The organism is Leucobacter sp. gxy201 (genome assembly GCF_051043335.1).
Taxonomy (GTDB): Bacteria; Actinomycetota; Actinomycetes; order Actinomycetales; family Microbacteriaceae; genus Leucobacter.
Genome location: NZ_JAMXWS010000002.1, coordinates 287,489 through 305,829 on the forward strand (window position 1 = coordinate 287,489; position 18,341 = coordinate 305,829).

15 protein-coding genes are annotated in these 18,341 nt (G+C 69.8%); 6 read left to right on the forward strand and 9 right to left on the reverse strand.

The features are described 5' to 3' along the window. Positions 1–64: 64 nt before the first annotated feature. Positions 65–880: a sulfite exporter TauE/SafE family protein gene (locus NHL51_RS04190; protein WP_434141913.1), complete on the forward strand. Its 816-nt coding sequence runs from the start codon at positions 65–67 to the stop codon at positions 878–880. 174 nt (positions 881–1,054) lie between these two features. Continuing rightward, a complete protein-coding gene (locus NHL51_RS04195; RefSeq protein WP_434141914.1) occupies positions 1,055–2,140 on the forward strand; it encodes a transaldolase family protein in 1,086 nt (361 codons plus the stop codon). A 120-nt stretch (positions 2,141–2,260) separates the two neighbouring features. Here NHL51_RS04195 and NHL51_RS04200 read toward each other — a convergent pair whose 3' ends face one another. The 8 genes from NHL51_RS04200 to iolC form a co-directional block, all read right to left on the reverse strand. Next, on the reverse strand, positions 2,261–3,133 hold the full coding sequence (locus tag NHL51_RS04200; RefSeq protein WP_434141915.1) for a sugar phosphate isomerase/epimerase family protein: 873 nt from the start codon (positions 3,131–3,133) through the stop codon (positions 2,261–2,263). A gap of 94 nt (positions 3,134–3,227) precedes the next feature. Next, on the reverse strand, positions 3,228–4,244 hold the full coding sequence (locus NHL51_RS04205; protein ID WP_434141916.1) for a Gfo/Idh/MocA family protein: 1,017 nt from the start codon (positions 4,242–4,244) through the stop codon (positions 3,228–3,230). Positions 4,245–4,316: 72 nt separating this feature from the next. Then, positions 4,317–5,240: a sugar phosphate isomerase/epimerase family protein gene (locus tag NHL51_RS04210; RefSeq protein WP_434141917.1), complete on the reverse strand. Its 924-nt coding sequence runs from the start codon at positions 5,238–5,240 to the stop codon at positions 4,317–4,319. 275 nt (positions 5,241–5,515) lie between these two features. Continuing rightward, positions 5,516–7,441, reverse strand: coding sequence for a 3D-(3,5/4)-trihydroxycyclohexane-1,2-dione acylhydrolase (decyclizing) (gene iolD / locus NHL51_RS04215; RefSeq protein ID WP_434141918.1), 1,926 nt, complete (start codon positions 7,439–7,441; stop codon positions 5,516–5,518). A 36-nt stretch (positions 7,442–7,477) separates the two neighbouring features. Then, positions 7,478–8,398 (reverse strand): 5-deoxy-glucuronate isomerase, encoded by a 921-nt coding sequence (iolB, locus tag NHL51_RS04220; RefSeq protein WP_434141919.1) that lies wholly within the window; start codon positions 8,396–8,398, stop codon positions 7,478–7,480. 156 nt (positions 8,399–8,554) lie between these two features. Further along, the gene (locus tag NHL51_RS04225) at positions 8,555–10,069 is read right to left on the reverse strand and encodes a CoA-acylating methylmalonate-semialdehyde dehydrogenase (protein ID WP_434141920.1); all 1,515 of its coding nucleotides are present in this window, start codon (positions 10,067–10,069) and stop codon (positions 8,555–8,557) included. A gap of 110 nt (positions 10,070–10,179) precedes the next feature. Further along, a complete protein-coding gene (locus NHL51_RS04230) occupies positions 10,180–11,079 on the reverse strand; it encodes a Cgl0159 family (beta/alpha)8-fold protein (RefSeq protein ID WP_434141921.1) in 900 nt (299 codons plus the stop codon). Positions 11,080–11,081: 2 nt separating this feature from the next. Beyond that, positions 11,082–12,035, reverse strand: coding sequence for a 5-dehydro-2-deoxygluconokinase (gene iolC, locus NHL51_RS04235; protein WP_434141922.1), 954 nt, complete (start codon positions 12,033–12,035; stop codon positions 11,082–11,084). Between the two features lie 165 nt (positions 12,036–12,200). On the opposite strand from iolC, the gene NHL51_RS04240 reads away from it, so the two are divergent. Further along, the gene (locus tag NHL51_RS04240) at positions 12,201–12,965 is read left to right on the forward strand and encodes a GntR family transcriptional regulator (RefSeq protein ID WP_434141923.1); all 765 of its coding nucleotides are present in this window, start codon (positions 12,201–12,203) and stop codon (positions 12,963–12,965) included. 3 nt (positions 12,966–12,968) lie between these two features. Here NHL51_RS04240 and NHL51_RS04245 read toward each other — a convergent pair whose 3' ends face one another. Beyond that, positions 12,969–14,207: a glycosyltransferase gene (locus NHL51_RS04245; protein ID WP_434141924.1), complete on the reverse strand. Its 1,239-nt coding sequence runs from the start codon at positions 14,205–14,207 to the stop codon at positions 12,969–12,971. A 42-nt stretch (positions 14,208–14,249) separates the two neighbouring features. Here NHL51_RS04245 and NHL51_RS04250 point away from each other — a divergent pair, with 42 nt between their 5' ends. The 3 genes from NHL51_RS04250 to NHL51_RS04260 all read left to right on the forward strand — a co-directional run bounded on the left by NHL51_RS04250 (position 14,250) and on the right by NHL51_RS04260 (position 18,339). Beyond that, positions 14,250–15,713: a SulP family inorganic anion transporter gene (locus tag NHL51_RS04250; RefSeq protein WP_434141925.1), complete on the forward strand. Its 1,464-nt coding sequence runs from the start codon at positions 14,250–14,252 to the stop codon at positions 15,711–15,713. 119 nt (positions 15,714–15,832) lie between these two features. After that, positions 15,833–16,042 (forward strand): heavy-metal-associated domain-containing protein, encoded by a 210-nt coding sequence (locus NHL51_RS04255; protein WP_434141926.1) that lies wholly within the window; start codon positions 15,833–15,835, stop codon positions 16,040–16,042. After that, a complete protein-coding gene (locus tag NHL51_RS04260; RefSeq protein WP_434141927.1) occupies positions 16,039–18,339 on the forward strand; it encodes a heavy metal translocating P-type ATPase in 2,301 nt (766 codons plus the stop codon). The genes NHL51_RS04255 and NHL51_RS04260 overlap by 4 nt, the downstream gene beginning before the upstream one ends. Positions 18,340–18,341: the final 2 nt, after the last annotated feature.

The following is an 18,341-nucleotide window of genomic DNA, read 5'->3' on the forward strand; positions in this document are numbered from 1 at the left end:
TAACAATGTAGTTACATTTGGACAAATAATGCCGGAACTACGTGTGGCCGCGTAGAGTTGCCCCGTGCCATTTGCGACGTCACTTGCGTTCCCTGATTTCCCTACTGCGGCGTGGGTGCTGCTCGCGGTCGCGGCCATGCTCGTCGGGCTCTCGAAGACCGCGCTCCCCGGTATCAACACGATCTCGATCGCGATCTTCGCGGCCCTGCTCCCCGCGAAGGCATCGACCGGCGCACTGCTCCTCCTGCTCATCGTCGGCGACATCTTCGCGATCACGATCTACCGACGCCATGCCGACTGGAAAACCCTGATCAGGCTGATTCCGGCGGTGGTCGTCGGCGTCGGCGCCGGTGCGCTGTTCCTCGCCTTCGCGAGCGACGCCTGGGTGCGGCGCTTCATCGGCGTGATCCTGCTCGTGGTCATCGCGCTCACGCTGTGGCAGCGCGGGCGGGCGGCCGCACTCGCCCGTAAGGGCCGCACGGGCAGCGGCGACCCGGCGACCGCCGCCGACGACGCCTCGCACCGATCTTCCCGTTTCACTCGCGCGGCCTACGGCTCGCTCGGCGGTTTCACGACGATGGTCGCGAACGCCGGCGGCCCGGTCATGTCGATGTACTTCCTCGCCGCGCGCTTCCCCGTCAAGGCGTTCCTCGGCACGGCCGCGTGGTTCTTCGCCGTCATCAACATCGTCAAACTCCCGGTATCGATCGGCCTCGGCCTCATCACCGGTGAGACGCTCCTGCTCGCCCTCTGCCTCATCCCCGGCATCGTGGTCGGCGCGATCGCCGGCATGTGGACCGCACGGCGCATCCCCCAGCACCTCTTCGACTGGGCCGTGATCGGCTTCACCATCATCGGCGCCACCTACCTGCTGTTCTGAGCTTTCGTCAGGGATCGCCTCGCCCCGCGACCGCCCCGCATCCGTGCCGTACCCGCGCTCCCGCCGTGTGCGACCGGCCCTGCGAACAAGTAGTGGCCCCAATTCTGAACCGCAGGTATATTTGATAGGACATTAGGTAAAGCTCGCCTGCCCGCGACTCATGGAGGTACCCGCGTGACCACTGCCGATTCCCCGAACCCGACGGCACCGCTCGCCCGCGCGGCCGCCGAGACTCCGACGTCGCTCTGGAACGACTCCGCCGACCCGAACGAGCTCCAGGCCTCCATCGGCTTCGGCGCTGTGGGCGCGACCTGCAACCCCGTCATCGCTTTCACCGCGATCAACAAGTACCCCGAGATCTGGGGCCCGCGCCTGCGCGAGCTCGCTGCCGAGCACCCGACCTGGGGCGAATCCGAGCTCGGCTGGGAGGCCGTGCGCGAGCTCTCGATCGATGCGGCGAAGCTGCTGCTGCCGATCTTCGAGGAGACCGGTGGGCGCAACGGCCGCCTCTCGATCCAGACCGACCCCCGCCTCTACCGCGACGCCGATGCGCTCGTCGCGCAGGCCGTCGAGTTCTCGCAGCTCGCCCCGAACATCATCGTGAAGATCCCCGCGACCGCAACCGGCATCGCCGCGATGGAAGAGGCTGCCTACCGCGGCGTCAGCATCAACGCGACCTGCAGCTTCACCGTGCCCCAGGCCGTCGCCGTCGGCGAGGCGCTCGAGCGCGCGCTCGACCGCCGTGCCGCCGAGGGCCTGCCCGAGCAGGAGTTCGGTCACGTCGTCACCATCATGGGCGGCCGCCTCGACGACTGGCTGAAGAAGTGGGCCGGCGCGGAGCGCATCCTCACGACCCCCGGCGCACTCGACTGGGCCGGCGTCGCGGCGCTCAAGCGCGCGCACCAGATCTTCACCGAGCGCGGCTACCGCAGCCGCATCCTCTCGGCCGCCTTCCGCAGCTTCCTGCACTGGTCGGAGCTCGTGGGCGGCGATCTCGTCGTCTCGCCCCCCTTCGACTGGCAGGTGCGCATCAACGAGAACAACGTCCCGGCCGAGAACCGCATCGATGTTCCGGTCGACGCCGACGTCATGGCCGAGCTCATGGAGCTCAGCGAGTTCCGCCGCGCCTACGAGCCCGACGGAATGAACATCGACGAGTTCCTCGACTTCGGTGCGACGCGCAACACGCTGCGCCAGTTCCTCGACGCCGACGCCCAGCTCGACGCGCTCGTGCGCGACGCTATCCTGCCCGGCGCGTAAGTCCCGGCCCGCGCGCCCCACAGCGCGCACGCAGAAGCGGCGGTCGATCCTCAGGGATCGGCCGCCGCTCTCGTGCGTACCGGGTCCGCCGAGCGACACAGCGCGCTCAGGCGATCGCGCTCATGCCCCCGCGATCAGCTCCTTGATCTTCGCGAGCTGATATCGCGACGACTCATCGGCATGCTCGTCCTCGGCGAAGACGTTCGACACGATGAGGGCGTCCTCGCGGTCGAGGTACCCCGACGCGCGAAGCGTGCCGAAGAGCTCGGCCCAGTCGACGTCGCCGTCGCCGATGTTGAGGTGCTGGTGCACCCGCACGGCATTGCCGGGCGGGTTGGTGATGTAGCGCAGCCCGTTCGAACGGTTGTGGTCGAAGGTGTCGGCCGTGTAGACGGCGCCGAGGCGGTCGCCGATCTCGGGGATGAGCGAGGTCGCGCGGTCGCCGTAGTGGAAGGTGTGCGAGGCGACGTAGACGAAGCCGACGCGGTCGCTGTTCAGGCCGCGGATGATGCGCCAGCCCTCGAGGCCGTCTTCGACGAAGTCATCGGGGTGCGGGTCGATGTTCATCGTGACGCCCTCGCGCTCGAGCACCGGGATGAGCGCCTCCATGGCGTCGTAGAACGCGTTCTCTGAGTCCTCCTCGCGCTCGGGGCGGCCCGAGAACTCGGTGTTGAGAATGGGGGCCTCGAGCTCGGCGGCGATCTCGATGTAGCGGGTCGTGTTGCGGATCGCGGCCTTGACCTGGTGCGGTTCGGGCCCGCCGAGGCGCTGCACCGGCAGCACGGAGGTGATCGTCACGCCCGCATCCTTCGCGCGCTTCTTCAGCTGCGCGAGCATGGCCGAATCGACCTTGGGGTGGTGGAAGTGGCGACCGAAGTCGGGGTTCGGCGTCAGCTGCAGGTACTCGTACCCGAGCCTCGCGACGAGGTCGGGGAAGTCGAGCAGGTGATGGGTGCTGTTGTACGGCGTCGGGTCGAGCGCGATGCGGACCATGGGTGCTCCTTTGCTGCGGGGTGGTGATGCGCGCGGGCCGGGCGGTCCCTGTCGATATTGCAGGGATCGCCCGGCCTCCGGCGGGGATTTCGGGTCAGGCGTAGAAGGCGGGGCGCTCGGGCGCCTCGACCGTGACGATGCCGCCCTCGTTCAGCGCCTGGACGCCGGCCTCGCACGACAGTGCGACGAGGTAGCCGTCCCACGCGTTCGGGCCGTCGATGAGGTCGCCACGGCGCACGGCGTCGACCCAGCGCTGGATCTGCGCGTCGTAGGCGTCGGCGAAGCGGGTGACGAAGCTCTCGTGCTCCTTGATCTTGAACTGGCCGTTCTCCCAGTGCTGCATGCCGCCCGGCTGGCCGATGCGGGCGATGCCCGACTCGAACACTGCCTCTGTCGCGACCTGGTAGCCGAAGCGCACGCTGACGTTCATCTCGACGTCGACGAGCACACCGTTCTCGAGCTCCATGATCACGAGGATCGGCTCCTTGAGGCGCTCGGGGGCGAGCGAGTTGCGGCGCGGGTGCTTCACCTCGACGCTCTTCACGGGCGAGCCCGCGAGCCACGGCACGACATCGAACTCGTGCACCACCGAGTCGGTGATGAGCATGTTGTTCGTGTAGGTGTCGGGCACCGACGGGTTGCGGTGCAGGGCGCGCACCATGAGCAGTTCTCCGTTGTCGCCCGACTCGACGAGCTTTCGCAGCTGCTGGTACTCGGCGTCGAAGCGGCGCATGAAACCGAGCTGGATGTGCGGACGATCGAGCTGCTGCTCGAGCTCGAGGATCTCCTCTGAGGACGCCGAATCCTGGGTGAGGGGCTTCTCGCAGAGGATGGGGAGCTTCGCGTCGAGCGCCGGCTTCAGCACGGGGGCGTGGAACTGGCCGGGGGTCGCGATGAGCACGGCGTCCATGGCGCCGGCCGCGATCGCGTCTTCGATGCTGGTGAAGGCGGCGGCGCCGGGGGCGTTCGCGGCGGCGGCCTCGGCGCGGCCCGCATCGGGCTCGACGATGGCGGAGACGCGGGCGCCTGCGATGCGGTGGGTGATGCGCTTGATGTGGTCGGCGCCCATCATGCCGGCGCCGACGACGGCGACGCGGAGATCTTCAGTCATTGTTGGTCCTCTCAGGAGATGCTGGTTCGTTGGCGCCGGGCTCGGTGATCGCGGGGCGCCGATCGATGCGTTCTAGGCGATGCGCGCCATGTGGGTGCAGCCGAAGATGTGCTCGCGGGTGCGCTGGGCGATCGGGAAGGGGCGGTCGACGTCGCAGCCGTACATGTCCTGCTCGACGATCGCGAAGATCTCGGGGTCGATCTTCGCGACGGCTTCGATGACTGGCGCGAGGTCGGGGATGCCGTGCGGCGGCTCGATCATGATGCCTTCGGCGACGGCGTCGACGAACGAGGTGTCGTTCTTGAGCACGTCGAAGAGCAGGGTCGGGTCGACCTGCTTGAGGTGCAGGTAGCCGATGCGCTCGGGGCGCTCCTCGATGAGCTTCACGTTGTCGCCGCCGTAGTAGGCGAAGTGGCCGGTGTCGAGGCAGAGGTTCGTGTAGCGCTGGTCGGTCTCGTCGAGGAAGCGCAGCACCTCGCGGGTGGTGCCGATGTGGCTGTCTGCGTGCGAGTGGAACTGCTGCTTCATGCCGAACTCCTCGAGCAGGGCCTTGCCGAGGCGGTCGTGGCCGGCGGCGAGCTTCGTCCACTGCTCATCGGTGAGGGTGCGCGGCTCGAGATTCTCACCGGTGACGTCGCTGCGCCACAGGTCGGGGATCACGACGAGGTGCTCCGCGCCGAGCTTCGAGGCGAGGCCCGCGACGGCGAGCGCCTGGTCCCAGGCGCGCTGCCACTGCTCCTCGCCCTTGTGGAAGCCGGTGAACACGGTGCCGGCCGAGAGCTTGAGGTTCCGCTTGCCGAGCTCGTCCTGCAGCTGGTTCGGGTCGGTCGGCAGGTAGCCGTAGGGGCCGAGCTCGATCCAGGTGTAGCCGGCTTCGACGACCTCGTCGAGGAACCGCTCCCACGGCACCTGCTTCGGGTCGTCGGCGTGCCAGACGCCCCACGAGTCGGGTGCCGTGCCGATGCGCAGGCCCTGGTTCTGAATCGCTTCGCTCATCGAGCGCCCTCCCTCGGGTGCGGTCGCCGAGCCGACATGACACGGTGCCGTGTTTGATATGACAATATGCCAATTCTAGATCACCGCACCCGCATTTCAAGTGGGACTTCCGTGTTTCTCCGCGCAGATTCCCATCCGGGCGCACGGGCAACGCGAAAGCCCCGCTCCATCGTGAGTCCCGGTCCGGTCGAATGCTTCATGCGAAGCATGTCTGACCAGAACCGGATCCCTGACGGAACGGGGCTCGAAGCGCAGTGGCCAGAGGCCGCCTCGGCTCAGCCGAGCAGCGGCTTCTGCGCGGCCTGCTGCTCCTCGTACTCGGCGCGTGCGCGCTGCGTCGACTCGAGCTCCGAGACCTGCGGCACGGGCACATCCCACCAGCCCGCGCCGTCGGGCGCGTAGATGAGCGGGTCGCTGTTGATGTGGATGAAGGTCGAGCGCTCCGATGCCTTCGCGGTCGCCATGGCGGCCTTCAGATTGTCGATCGACGAGGCGCCGGGCTCGACCTCGATGACGTCCATGCCGTAGCTGCGGGCGTTCATCGCGAGGTCGACGGGCAGCACTTGGTCGCCCTGGAAGTTCTTCGCCTCGGCGTCGTACTCGCGGTACCAGGTGCCGAAGCGCTCGGAGCCGACCGTCTCGGAGAGGTGGCCGATCGAGGCGTAGCCGTGGTTCTGGATGAGCACGACGATGACCTTGATGCCCTCGGCGACCGCGGTGACGAGCTCGGTGTTGAGCATCAGGTACGAACCGTCGCCGACCATGATGATGACGTCGCGGTCGTCGCCCGCAGCCGCCAGGCCGCGCTTCGCGCCGAGGCCGCCGGCGATCTCGTAGCCCATGCACGAGAACGCGTACTCGACGTGGTAGCCGAGCGCATCGCGCACGCGCCACAGCTTGTGCAGGTCGCCGGGCAGCGAACCCGCAGCCTGTACGATGACATCCTTCGGATCCGACGACGACTGCACCGCGCCGATGATCTCGGGCTGGCCGGGCAGCTCGAGGCCCGACGGGGCGAAGGCCGAGTCGACCTGCGCATCCCACTCCGCCTTCTCGGAGGCGATGCGGGCCGCGTACTCGGCGTCGACCTTCAGCGACGCGAGCGCATCGATCAGCTCGAGGATGGCCTCGCGCGCGTCGGCGATCACCGGGATCTGCGTGCCGTGCTTGTAGGCGTCGAACGACGCGACGTTGATGTTCACGAACTTCACGTCGGGGTTCTGGAACGCGGTGCGCGAAGCGGTGGTGAAGTCGCTGTAGCGGGTACCGATGCCGATGATGACGTCGGCCTCGGCTGCGAGGCGGTTCGCCGCGAGGGTGCCGGTCGCGCCGACGCCGCCCAGGTTCTGCGGGTGGTCCCAGGCGAGTACGCCGCCGCCGGCCTGCGAGGTGCCGACGGGGATGCCGGTCGCCTCGACGAGCTCGCGCAGCTGCTCCTCGGCGTCCGAGTAAAGCACGCCGCCGCCGGCGACGATCATGGGGCGCTTCGCCGAGCGGATGGCCTCGACGGCGAGCGCGAACGCGTCGCGGTCGGGGCGCGGGCGGCGGATGCGCCACTCGCGCGGCTGCAGGAACTCGACGGGCACGTCCATCGCCTCGGCCTGCACATCCTCCGGCAGCGAGATCGTGACGGCGCCGGTCTCGGCGGGGTCGGTGAGCACGCGCATCGCGGCGAGGGCGATCGAGAAGAGCTGCTCGGGGCGCTGCACGCGGTCGAAGAACTTCGAGACGGGGCGGAACGCGTCGTTGACGGTGAGGCCGATGTCGTGCGGCTGCTCGAGCTGCTGCAGCACGGGGTCGGCGACGCGGGTCGCGAAGGTGTCGCTCGGCAGGAGCAGCGCCGGCAGGCGGTTCGTCGTGGCGAGCGCCGCGCCGGTCAGCATGTTCGCGGCGCCGGGGCCGACCGAGGCCGCCGAGGCGTAGGTGCCGCGGCGGCGGTGCATGCGCGCGTAGCCGACGGCCTGGTGCACCATGGCCTGCTCGTTGCGGGCCTGATGGTACGGCATCAGCTCGGGGTTCTGCACGTTGAACTGCTTGAGCGCCTGGCCGATGCCGGCGACGTTGCCGTGGCCGAAGATGCCGAAGGTGCCCGGGATGGTGCGCTCGCGGATCTCGGTGCCGTCGGCGGCGCGGTCGACGGTCCACTGGTTGGCCAGGAACTCGATGAGGGCCTGGCTGACCGTCATGCGGCGTGTGGTCATGTTGTGCTCCTTGTGAGGATTTCTCGGAAGTGTCCGTCAGTCTGCGGCGGTGAAGGGCAGGCGGGAGTCGAGCTCCTGGCCCTCCCAGGTGTCGCGCACCCAGCCGTGGGCGGGGTCGTCGCTGATGAGCCAGCTGCGCTCGGGGTCGGGGCCCGCCATCACGTTGAGGTAGTACATGTCGTAGCCGGGGGCGGCGACGGCGGGGCCGTGGTAGCCGTAGGGCACGAGGGCGATGTCGCCGGTCTTCACCTGCGAGTCGATCTCGATCGCGCCGGCGGGCGACGAGTAGGTGCTGAACATGCCGAAGGCGTGCTCTTCGCTGACGCCCGCGGGGGCGTCCTTCACCGGGGCGACCTCGAAGTAGTAGATCTCCTCGAGCTCGGACTCGTGGCCCGGCAGGTGCTCGTCGTGCTTGTGGGGCGGGTACGACGACCAGTTCTCGGCCGGGGTGATGACCTCGACGACGATGAAACGGGCGGCGTCGAGCGACTCCTTGCGACCGAAGTTGTGCACCTGGCGGCTCGAGGCGCCGGCGCCGCGCAGCTCGACGGGCACGTCCTCGACGGGCATGTAGCAGCTGGGGCGCACGATGTCGGTGGGCGAGGTGGCGATGAGGAAGCGGGTCTCGCCGGGCGACTGCGCGGTAACCGTGCCGGTCGCGGCCGCCGAGAGGTACATGACGTCGGTGGGGCCGTCGAAGACGGAGGCACGGCCCCTGAGCTCGGTCGTCGTCGCCTCGCCGTTCTCGGTGCTCACCACGGTGAACGCGCCGGTGAGCGGCACGACGAGCCGTTCGATGCCCGTACCCTCGAGGTCGATCGAGGCGCCCTGCTGCAGCCGGGCGACGCGGATGCCGGTGTGCGCCCAGCCCGGGATGCGTTCGTCGACGACGCTCTCCCAGCCCTCGGCGGCGAGTTCGCCGCGGCGGTGGAACCAGCGTTCGGCCTGATCAGTCATGTCGTGCCCTCTCGTGCGCGCCCTGAGCGCAGCATGCTCGCGGAGTGAAATGGAGGAGGTGGTGCTGCGGGAGGCAGCGATTCGTGCACCGGAGTGCGATAAACGGTGCGGGGCGGATTGCTCCGTCCCGCACCGGTTCAACCGGCTACGGTCGCATCAGTCGTTCTGCGGGAAGCCGAGGTTGATGCCGCCGTGGGTGGCGGGGTCGAGCCAGCGGCTGGTGATCGCCTTCTCGCGGGTGAAGAAGTCGAAGCCGTGCACGCCGTAGGCCTTGGCATCGCCGAAGAGCGAGGCCTTCCAGCCGCCGAACGAGTGGTAGGCCACCGGCACCGGGATCGGCACGTTGATGCCGACCATGCCGACGTGGATCTCGTGCTGGAAGCGACGAGCCGCACCGCCGTCGTTGGTGAAGATCGCGGTGCCGTTGCCGAACTGACCCGAGTTGATGAGCTTGACGCCCTCTTCGAAGGTCTGGATGCGCACGACCTGCAGCACCGGGCCGAAGATCTCCTCGGTGTAGGCGCGCGAATCGAGCGACAGGTTGTCGATCAGGGTCGGGCCGAAGAAGAAGCCGTCCTCATGGCCCTCGACCTGGCAGTTGCGGCCGTCGACGACGATAGTGCCGCCGTCGGCTTCGGCGATATCGACGTAGTTCGAGACCTTGTCGCGGTGCACGCTCGAGATGAGCGGGCCGAGGTCGGGCTCGCCCTCGGGGCCGCCTGCGCCGTTGCCGACGCGCAGGCCCGCGATGCGATCCTTGATCTTCGCGATGAGCTCGTCGGCGACGGGCTCGACGGCGAGCACGACCGAGAGGGCCATGCAGCGCTCGCCCGCAGCGCCGTAGCCGGCGTTGACGGCCTGGTCGGCGACGAGGTCGAGGTCGGCGTCGGGGAGCACCAGCATGTGGTTCTTCGCGCCGCCGAGCGCCTGCACGCGCTTGCCGTGCTTGGCAGCGGTCTCGTAGATGTACTGCGCGATCGGGGTCGAACCGACGAACGAGATCGACTGCACCTCGGGGGCGGTCAGCAGGCCGTCGACGGCGAGCTTGTCGCCGTTGAGCACGTTGAAGACGCCGTCGGGCAGGCCCGCTTCCTTCCAGAGCTCGGCGATCCACATCGAGGCCGAGGGATCCTTCTCGGAGGGCTTCACGATGACCGAGTTGCCGGCGGCGATCGCGATGGGGAAGAACCACATCGGCACCATGGCCGGGAAGTTGAAGGGCGAGATGATGCCGACGACGCCGAGGGGCTGCTTCAGCGTGTAGACATCGATGCCGGTCGAGACGTTCTCGGAGAAGCCGCCCTTGATGAGGTGCGGGAAACCGGTGGCGAGCTCGACGACCTCCTGGCCGCGGGCGATCTCGCCCATGGCGTCCGAGAGCACCTTGCCGTGCTCGCGGCTGATGATCGCGGCGAGCTCTTCCTTCTTCGCGGCGAGCAGCTCGCGGAACTTGAAGATGACGGTCTGGCGGCGGGCCATGGAGAGGTTGCTCCAGACCTCGAAGCCGCGCTGCGCCGATGCGATCGCGGCGTCGATCTCCGCCTGGTCGGCGAGTGCGACGTTCGCCTGCACCTGGCCGGTGGCCGGGTTGTAGACGGGGGCGGAGTTGCCGCTCTTCGACTCGTGGATCGCGCCGTCGATCCAGTGGTTGATAACGGGGAGGGTGCTCATATGCGATGCTTCCTAACTGGGGTTGAGGTCTGTGCTGTGATTTCGGAACAGTCCCGCTTTCCATTGTCCAGCGGTTCCGTCCGGGGCGCCACCTGCGCCCGGCCGGGCGGTCAGGCGAGGCCGGGGTGCACCAGCCGCGCCGCGGTGTCGACCGCGGCGGCGACGTCGTCGTCGTGCGGGTAGAGCAGCGTGCGGCCGACGGTGAGGCCGCGCACGCCGGGCAGTGCGAGGGCGCTCTGCCACGATGCGAAGGTCTCGTCGGGGTCGCCGCCGTTGTCGCCGCCGAGCAGCAGCGTCGGCATGGTGGTGGCCTCCATGACGCGCTCCATCTCGGGTACCACGGGCAGCTTCATCCACGTGTAGGCGCTGGAGTTGCCGAGGCCCGAGGCGATGGCCGTCGCGAGGATAGTCGCGTCGGCGGTGAGTTCGTTGACGACCCGGCCGGGCTTACCGCCGGTGCGGTCGCGGCTCGACAGGAACGGCTCGAGCATGATCGGCAGCTCGGCCGCCGCCGCCGCGTCGACGGCGCGGGCCGTGGCCTCGAGCGTGGGCAGGGTGCCCGGGTCGTCGAGGTCGACGCGGATGAGCGTCTTCGCGAAATCGAGGCCCTGGCGCTTCATCGCGGGGATGTCGTAGGCGGTGTAGCGGTCGTCGAGCTCGAACGAGGCGCCGCGCAGCCCGCCGCGATTCATCGAGCCGACGACGATCTTGTCGTCGAGCAGACCGAGCGCCGCGAGGTCGTCGATGATGTCGGGGGTGCCGAGCACGCCGTCGACGCCGGGGCGCGACAGCGCGATGGCCATGCGCTCGAGCAGCTCGTAGCGGTTCGCCATGGCGGTCGGGTTGCTGCCGACCGCGATGGCGCCGCGCGCCGGGTGGTCGGCGGCGACGATGAAGAGGCGGCCGTCGCCCGCGATGACGTCGCGGCGCGTGCGCTCGGCGAGCGCTCGGCCGATACCGGCGGGGTCGGCGGCGCGCATGTCGCGCAGCTGTTCGAAGTCCAAGGCCATGATCAGGCTCCCTTCGCGAGGATGGATTCGACCTCGTCGGCCGTGGGCATCGCCGTCGAGCATTCGAGGCGTGTGGCGACGAGGGCGCCGGCAACGTTGGCGAAGCGGAAGATGCGCTCGAGGTCCCAGCCCTGCAGCAGGCCGTGGCAGAGGGCGCCGCCGAACGCGTCGCCCGAGCCGAGGCCGTTGACGACGTCGACGAAGTGCGGGGCGACCTCGACGCGCTCGTCGCGGGTCTTCGCGAGCACGCCCTTGGGGCCCTGCTTCACGATCGCGAGCTCGATGCCGCGCTCGAGCAGCGCGTCGGCCGCGCGGTCGGGCACGACCTCGCCGACGGCGACTTCGCACTCCTCACGGTTGCCGACGGCGACGGTCGAGTGCTCGAGCCCGAAGGCGGCCTGCGCGGTGGCCTCTTCCGGCTGCTCCCAGAACATGGGCCGGTAGTCGAGGTCGAAGATGGTGTGCTGCTTCCGTCCGCGCGCTTCGAGCGCGGTGTGGTGGGTGCTGCGGCTCGGCTCCTCGCTCAGGCCGGTGAGCGTGAACCAGAAGATGCGGGCGTCGCGCACGGCGTCGAGGTCGAGGTCGGTGCTCTCGATCTGCAGATCGGGCGCCTTCGGCTCGCGGTAGAAGTAGAGCGGGAAGTCGTCGGGCGGGAAGATCTCGCAGAAGGTGACGGGCGTCGGGTACTGCGGGTCGGTCTGCACGAAGCGGTTGTCGACGCCGAGGCGGTCGAGCTCGCGCAGCAGGTAGCGGCCGAAGGGATCGTCGCCGACGCGCGAGATCAGGGCCGATGCGTTGCCGTACTTCGCCGCGGCGACCGACACGTTCGCGGCGCTGCCGCCGAGGAACTTGCCGAAGGTCGATACATCTTCGAGGTGGCCCATCTGGTGCGGGTAGATGTCGACTCCGAGTCGTCCCACTGCCAGCACATCATCAGGACGTCGCTGCTCTGACATTCACTTGCCTCTCGCCATGACACGGCCCGGCGCCGAGTGCGCCGGTGCATTTGTCCTAACAATAGCACGAAGGGGTGTCGGGTGACGGAAAAGTTCCCCGAGGAAGGTAATCTTGTCTTATCAAATGCGCAGGCCCCGTCTCGCATTCGTCTCAAAGGAGAGTGCATGACCCCCGCCGCCACGCCCGTCTGGCCCGACGAGCTGTTCGCAGATCTCGACCGCACCGGCCCCGTTCCCCTCTACTTCCAGATCGCGAGCCGCCTCGAGCGCGCCATCCGCGACGGCATCCTCCCCGCCGGCACCCGCCTCGTCAACGAGATCGCCATCACCGAGCGCCTCGGCCTCTCGCGCCCCACCGTGCGCCGCGCGATCCAGGAGCTCGTCGACAAGGGGCTGCTGGTGAGACGGCGAGGGATCGGCACCCAGGTCGTGCAGGCGCGCGTCAGCCGCCCGGTCGAGCTCACCAGCCTCTACGAAGACCTCAAGCGCACCGGCCATCAGCCGGACACCCGCGTGCTCTCGCTCGAGAAGATCGCGGCCGACGCCGCCTGCGCCGAGCAGCTGCGGGTACCGGCGGGCACGGAGGTGACCCGCATCCGCCGCCTGCGCAGCGTCGACGGCGTCGCCATGTCGATCCTCTCGAACACGCTGCCGCCCGAGTTCGGCGACATCACGGCAGAGGACCTCGAGAAGCACGGGCTCTACGAGATCATGCGCAGCCGCGGCACCAGCCTCAAGATCGCGAACCAGACCATCGGGGCGAGGCGCGCCCACGGCGATGAGAGCGAGCTGCTCGACGTGCCGAAGGGCAGCCCGCTGCTCACCATGGATCGCACGGCGTTCGACCAGTCGGGCAACGTCATCGAGGTCGGCAGCCACTGCTACCGCCCCGACCTCTACTCGTTCGAGACGACGCTCGTCGCCCGGTAGCCGCTACCGCCCGAGCACCTCGTCGTAGGCCCCGAGCAGCCGGGTCGCCGAGGCCCCCCAGCTGCGGGTGAGCGCGTGACGGCGGGCGGCGTCGCGCATCTCGTCGGCGCGCACCGGGTCATCGAGCACGCGCATGATCGCCGCGGCCCAGGGCACCGGGTCGTCGCCCGAGACCAGCATGCCGGTCTCGCCGTCGACGACGGCCTCGCGCAGGCCGCCGGCATCGCGCGCCACCACGGGCACCCCCGACGACGCGGCCTCGAGCGCCACGAGCCCGAACGTCTCGGAGTGGGAGGGCACGAGCACGACGGCGGCGCTGCGGATGCGTTCGGCGAGCTCGCGGCGTCGCAGCGCCCCGTCGAACGAGGTCGTCGCGGCCATGCCGTGTGCGAGCACCGCCTCGTGCAGCCCGCGCACGTAGCCGTCGTCATCGGGCGGGGAGGCGCCGACGATGCGCAGCACGGGCCGCATTTCGACAGGGATCGACGCGACCGCCTCGATCGCGAGGTCGAACCCCTTCAGCGGGTGCAGCCGGCCGACGACGAGCACCTCGGGCCTGCCGCCGCGGGCGAGCCAGTCGCGCTGTTCGGCGCACTCCGCGGAGTCGCAGGGGTGGAAGAGCTCGGTGTCGACGCCGAGCGGCACGACGGTGACCCGGGAGGGGTCGCCGCCGAGGCGCTCGAGCGTGGTCTGCCGCTCCGCCTCGCTCACGGCGATGACGAGGTCGGACTCGTGCGCGAGCCTGCGCTCCCCCTCGAGGCGGCCGGGCGACTCGGGCCGTTCGCCGTCGGCGAGGGGCGACGTCGGCTCGGCGGCGATGGAGTGGTAGCTCTGCACGAGCGGCACGCCCGCGGCCCGGGCGACGGGCAGCGCAGCGATGCCCGAGAACCAGTGCTCGGCGTGCAGCAGTTCGACCGGTTCGCGCTCGAGCTCTGCGGCGAGCGCAGCACCGAACTCCTCCATGACGAGTTCGTGGTCTCCCTTGGCGAGCAGGCGCGTCGGGCCGGCGGTGAGGTGCACGACGACGAGGCGCGGGCCGAGCTCGACCCGGTCGGGCAGGTCGTCGTCGCTGCGGCGGGTGAAGATGCGCACCTCGCGCCCCTGCGCGGCGATGGCTTCGGCCTGCGCGCGCACGACGACGTTCATGCCGCCCGCATCCTTCGTGCCGGGCACGTCGAGCGGTGACGTGTGCAGCATGACGAAGCCGATGGGCGGCCGGGCGGGCCCGGGCTGTGCGTTCATACCTCGAGCGTACTGGGTCGGGCCGTCGCATAGGGTGGAGCGGTGACTGCAGCCCAGACCACCGCCCAGGCCCTGCGCAACCCGCGCCTCTTCACGACCGAGGTGCTCGCGGGCATCGTCACGACGCTCGCGCTCATCCCCGAGGTGATCTCGTTCTCCGTGATCGCGGGCGTCGACCCGAAGGTCAGCCTGATCGCGTCGGTCGTGCTCGCGGTCTCGATGACGATCCTCGGCGGCCGCCCGGCCATGATCACGGCGGCGGCCGGCGCCGTCGCCCTCGTCGTCGCCCCGCTCGTGCACGAGCACGGGGTCGAATACCTCCTCCCGACGGTGATCCTCGCCGGTATCGTGCAGATCCTCTTCGGCGTGCTGGGCCTCGCCCGCCTCATGCGCTTCATCCCCCGCTCGGTCATGCTCGGCTTCGTCAACGCGCTCGGCATCCTCATCTTCGCCGCGCAGGTGCCGCACGTGATCGGCGTCCCGTGGCTCGTCTACCCGCTCTTCGCACTCACCCTGCTCATCACGATCGGGCTGCCGCGTCTCACCACCGCCGTGCCGGCGCCGCTCGTCGCGATCGTCGTGGTGACTGCGATCGCGCTGATCGCGCGCCTGTCGGTGCCCACGGTCGGCGACCAGGGAGCCGTGGGCGGCGGCCTGCCCGGGTTCACGGAGCTCGAGGTGCCGCTGAGTCTCGACACGCTCGCGATCATCTGGCCGACGGCGCTCAGCATCGCCTTCGTCGGGCTCATGGAGACGCTGCTCACCGCGAAGCTCGTCGACGACCTCACCGACACGAAGTCGCAGAAGAACCGCGAGTCGTGGGCGCTCGGCGTCGCGAACATCCTCGCCGGGTTCTGGGGCGGCATCGCCGGCTGCGCGATGATCGGCCAGACGGTGGTGAACGTGAAGCTCGGGCAGGCGCGCACGCGCATCTCGACGTTCGTCGTCGGCGTCTTCCTGCTCGCCCTCGTGACGGTGCTCAGCGACGTCATGGAGCGCATCCCGATGGTCGCCCTCGCCGCAGTGATGATGGTGGTCGCCGTGTCGACCGTGAACTGGCGCAGCGTGAGCCCATCGACGCTGCGGCGCATGCCGCTCTCGGAGACGCTGGTGATGGTCGCCACCGTCGCGATCGTCGTCGCCACGGGCAACCTCGCGATCGGTGTGGGCGCCGGGGTGGTGCTCGCGATCGTGCTGTTCGCCCGCCGGGTCGCGCACGTGGTCGCCGTGTCCCGTCGGGTCGAGAGCGACGGAGGCATCGGCTACGTCGTGCGGGGCCCGCTCTTCTTCGGCAGCAGCAACGACCTCGTCGAGCAGTTCTCGTACGCCGAAGACGCGGGCCCCGTCACCGTCGACCTCTCGGCGGCTCAGATCTGGGACGCCTCGACCGTCGCGGCGCTCGACGGCGTGCGGCAGAAGTACGCCGACCACGGCACTGAGGTGCGCTTCACGGGCCTCGACGAACGGTCGACCGACTTCCACGACCGCCTCAGCGGCACCCTCTGAGCCCGGAGATTCCCGAGCGACTTCCGATTCGGCGGAATACTCTCGAAGGAGCGAGCGTTCCTCCGATCAGATACCCCATGGGGGTATAGTGTTTCGGAGAATCGATCAGAGGGAGCATCATGACCACCACCGAATACGCCGTCACCGGGATGAGCTGCGGCCACTGCGAGAACGCGATCCGCCAGGAGGTCGAGCAGGTCGCCGGGGTCACCGGCATCGAGGTCAGCTCCGCCACCGGCCGGCTCGCGGTCACGAGCGACGGCGCCGTCGACGATGCCGCCGTCATCGCCGCGGTCGACGAGGCCGGCTACGAGGCGACGCGCAGATGACCGCCACCACCCGCCTCGACCTCGACATCGGCGGCATGACCTGCGCCTCGTGCGCGAACCGCATCGAGAAGAAGCTCGGCCGGCTCGACGGCGTCACCGCCTCGGTCAACTACGCGACCGAGAAGGCGCGCGTCGAGATCCCTGTCGACCTCGACCCGGCCCGCCTCATCGAGGTCGTCGAACAGACCGGGTACACCGCGAAGCTCCCCGAGCCGCCCGCCCCCGCAGCCGATGATGCTCGCCAGGGATCGCCGAGCACCCCCGGCGGTGCTGCCGCCGACCCGGAGCTCACCTCCCTGCGGCAGCGCCTCATCGGCTCGATCTGGCTGTCGGCGCCGGTCATCGCACTGGCCATGATCCCTGCCCTGCAGTTCGAGTACTGGCAGTGGGCGTCGCTCGCGCTCGCCGCACCCGTCGTGGTGTGGGCCGGCTGGCCGTTCCACCGGGCCGCCTGGGTGAACATCCGCCACGGCGCCGTCACCATGGACACCCTCATCTCGGTGGGCACCGGTGCCGCCTTCCTGTGGTCGCTGTACGCGCTCTTCCTCGGCACCGCCGGCATGCCCGGCATGACCCACGGCTTCGACTTCACGCTGCAGCACAGCGACGGCGCGGGCAACATCTACCTCGAGGCCGCCGCGGGCGTCACCATGTTCGTGCTGGCGGGCCGCTACTTCGAGAAGAAGTCGAAGCGCCAGGCGGGGGCCGCCCTGCGGGCCCTGCTCGAGCTCGGCGCGAAAGAGGTCGTCGTGCTGCGGGACGGCCATGAGCAGACCGTTCCCGTCGACGACCTGCGAGTCGGCGACGAGTTCGTCGTGCGCCCCGGCGAGAAGATCGCGACCGACGGCGTCATCGAGAACGGCCACAGCGCCGTCGACGCCTCCATGCTCACCGGCGAATCGGTGCCCGTCGAAGCCGGCCCGGGCGACGCCGTCGCGGGCGGCACCGTCTCGACGAGCGGCCGCCTCATCGTGCGCGCGACCCGCGTCGGCGCCGACACCCAGCTCGCGCAGATGGCGCAGATGGTCGAGGACGCGCAGTCGGGCAAGGCCGACGTGCAGCGCCTCGCCGACCGCATCTCGGGCGTCTTCGTGCCCATCGTCATCGGCATCGCCGTCGTCACCCTCGTCGTCTGGCTCGCGCTCGGCTACTCGGCCGCCGACGCCTTCACCGCCACGGTCGCCGTGCTCATCATCGCGTGCCCGTGCGCACTCGGTCTCGCGACCCCGACCGCGCTGCTCGTGGGCACCGGCCGCGGCGCCCAGCTCGGCGTGCTCATCAAGGGGCCCGAAGTGCTCGAATCGACCCGCCGGGTCGACACCATCGTGCTCGACAAGACGGGCACCGTGACGAGCGGTCGCATGACGCTCACCGACGCCGTACCCGCTTCGGGCGTCGACCGCGCCGAGTTCCTGCGCACCGTCGCGGCGCTCGAGCACGCCTCGGAGCACCCGATCGCGCAGGCCATCGCCCGCGGCGCGCTCGCCGAGCTCGGTATCGCGGCCGCAGAACTGCCGACGGTGTCGAACTTCGCGAACACCGCCGGCCGCGGCGTCTCCGGGCTCGTCGCCGTCGGCGACGGCGGCTCCGCGGCCGATCACGTCGCGCTCGTCGGGCGCCCCGCGCTGCTCGAAGCCTGGTCGGTGCCGATCCCCGCCGAGCTGCGGAGCGAGCACGCCCGCTTCGAAAGCGAGGCCAAGACCGTCGCGCTCGTCGCGTGGGGCGGCGAAGCGCGCGGCGTCGTGGCGGTCGCCGACACCGTGAAACCGACGAGCGCCGAGGCGATCGCGCAGTTCGCGGCGCTCGGCCTCGAGTCCGTGCTGCTCACCGGCGACAACCGATCCGTCGCGGAGCAGGTCGCCCGCGAGGTCGGCATCGCGCGCGTCGAGGCCGAAGTGCTGCCCGGCGACAAGGTCGAGGCGATCCAGCGACTGCAGGCCGAGGGCCACGTCGTCGCGATGGTCGGCGACGGCGTGAACGATGCGCCGGCGCTCGCGCAGGCCGACCTCGGGCTCGCCATGGGCACCGGCACCGACGCGGCCATCGAGGCCGCCGACCTGACGCTCGTGCGCGGCGACCTGCGCAGCGCGGCCGATGCGATCCGGCTCTCGCGCCGCACGCTCGGCACGATCAAGGGCAACCTGTTCTGGGCGTTCGCGTACAACGTGGCGGCCATCCCGCTCGCAGCCCTCGGGCTGCTGAACCCGATGATCGCGGGGGCCGCGATGGCGTTCTCGAGCGTCTTCGTCGTCGGCAACTCGCTGCGGCTGCGCGGCTTCCGGAGCACGGCGGCGTGATG